Annotated in this window: 2 protein-coding genes; both read right to left on the bottom strand. The window is 55.8% G+C overall.

All coding sequences use genetic code 11. The features are described from left to right. Nucleotides 1–4: 4 nt before the first annotated feature. Nucleotides 5–1,456 carry a phosphonoacetaldehyde dehydrogenase gene (gene phnY, locus O2N63_RS17420; protein WP_271055585.1) on the bottom strand — a complete coding sequence of 484 codons (1,452 nt, stop codon included), beginning with the start codon at nt 1,454–1,456 and terminating at the stop codon, nt 5–7. 18 nt (nt 1,457–1,474) lie between these two features. Then, on the bottom strand, nt 1,475–2,335 hold an 861-nt coding region (locus tag O2N63_RS17425), incomplete at its 5' end, for an alkaline phosphatase family protein (protein ID WP_271055586.1).

The raw sequence follows: 2,335 nt of genomic DNA on the forward strand, positions 1-2,335 counted from the left end.
CCGATTAGTTCGGCCAGGGGAGTGAGTATGTTTTTACATTGGTAAAGAACTTCATTGCTTCGGTGACACCTTCCTTGACCGCGTTGCCGCTGTCCTTGATGCCTCCGAATGGCGAGGTTTCGATGCGGTATCCGGGTTGTTCCCAGATGTTGCAGGTGCCCACGTCAAGTCCGTTGATATAGGCAATGGCACGGTTCAGATCGTTGGTGCAGACACCGGACGACAAGCCGAACTCAGTGCCGTTGGAGATCTTCATCACCTCTTCATCATTATCCGGCACACGCACAATCGGCACAATCGGGCCAAAGGTCTCTTCCATCACCAGCTCGCTGCCATGGGGCACCTTGTCCACCACAATCGGTGGCAGAAGGGCGCCTTGGCGACCCGGATGATAGAGGATCTCAGCGCCTTCCGCTTCGGCCATATAGACACGTTTTTCAAACAGCTCGGCGGCCTGTGCATGGATCACGCAACCAAGTTCGGTTTCCGGATCCTGAGGATCGCCAAATTTGATCTTCTTGGCCTTCTCCAGAACCATCGGCACAAACTTATCAGCCACGCTTTCCTGCACCAAGATCCGCTTGATTGCCGTGCAGCGCTGTCCCGAGTTGCCGGTGGCACCGGCCACGGCGATGGTCGCCGCTTTTTCCAGATCGGCATCGCTGAGGTCATTGCAAATGATCAGCGGGTCATTGCCGCCAAGCTCCAGCGCCTGACGCTTGTAGCCCGCCTTGTTGGCGATCAGCTTGCCCACCGGGACACCGCCGGTGAATGTGATGATGTCGATGTGTTCATTCACCATCATCTCTTCGCCGATATCCTGCGGCCAGCCGGTCACGATCTGGAACATCTCGGGCGGCAAGCCCGCCTCATAAAGAATATCCGCCAGTGCAATCGCCGTAAGTGGTGTGAGTTCCGTCGGCTTGCAGACCATGCAGTTGTTGGTGGCAATTGACGGTGCGATTTTATGGCTGACCATGTTCAGCGGATGGTTGAACGGGGTGATGGCCGAAATGGCTTTCACCGGTTCACGCTTGGTGAAGATCTTGCGATCCTTGCCATTATGGGTCAAATCACAGGAGAAAATCTCGCCATCATCCTGAAGCGCCTGAGCTGCCGCAAACTGATAGACATCCTGCGCGCGCTTGGTTTCATAGATCGCGTGCTGGTGACAGATACCAAGCTCCAGTGTCAGCCATTTGGCAAGATAGTCACGACGTTCGCCAATCAGCTCGCCTGCGCGCTGCAGGATCTGGCTGCGCTCATAACGGGTCAGTTTGGAATTGTAATTCGCCGCAATTTCAAAGGCCTGGCGCGCATGCTCGGCGGTGCCCGCAGGCACCGTGCCGATCACTTCTTCGGTGTAGGGATACTTTACCTCGATCACCTCTTTGGTAAAGACAACCTTGCCGCCAATACGCATCCCCTCTTCGCGGATTTCGATCTTGTCTTTCATGTGTGTCAGACCTTTCGATTACAGAGCAGCCGCTTCGGTTGCGTAGAAGAACGCATCGAAGTTGCGCAGAACGGGACGTTCGGGCAGGGCCAGAACGCGGTTACAGATGAACGGCACTTCCTGTTCGGTCAAACCACCATGGCTGCGCAGCGGTTCCTTCAGCGCCGCCAGGTCGTGACGGTGCTCGGATGTGCCGATGCAGATATTCTCGCCCGAGATCATCACAATGTCACCAATCCGATCTGACGGCAGCTCATAGGCGGCCACAGCTTCGGAGTTGGTCAGAACATAGGTGATGCCCGGCGTGGCACGCAGCTTGGCCATGATATCCGCCTGATCCGCACCTTCCGGCAAGTAGCAAGTCGCAAAGGATCCAAGTGAGCCATGATGCACAACATAGGGGTCAGTGATCGGCAGAATCACACGCGCCGCGTCTTTGCCCAACCACTCGTCCATCAGATCCTGAGCATAGACCACTTTCGGCGAACCGTCTTCGTGATGCTTGGGTTTCATGCCATGGTCGGCGGTCACGATGATCGCAGCGCCCAATTCATCCAGTTCACCCAAGTAACGGTCGAACATCTCGTAAAAGTCCAAGGCGCCCTGCTGATCCGGGGCAAACTTGTGCTGGATGTAATCGGAGGTCGAGAGATACATCACGTCCGGTTTGAATTCACGCAGAAGCTTCACACCTGCGGCAAAAACGAACTCGGACAATTCCCCCGAATAAACCTCGGGAACCTCCATACCCAACCACTCCGACGCGTTGTCTATGCCGTGCTCTGCCTTGGTGGTCTCACCCGAACGTTCTGATGAGAAGGCCACAGCACGGTCTTCGTCGAACTTCAAACCGGCACCCAGAAGGGCACGCAGCTTGTC

It is taken from the genome of Aliiroseovarius salicola (assembly GCF_027891095.1).
GTDB classification, from domain to species: Bacteria; Pseudomonadota; Alphaproteobacteria; order Rhodobacterales; family Rhodobacteraceae; genus Aliiroseovarius; species Aliiroseovarius salicola.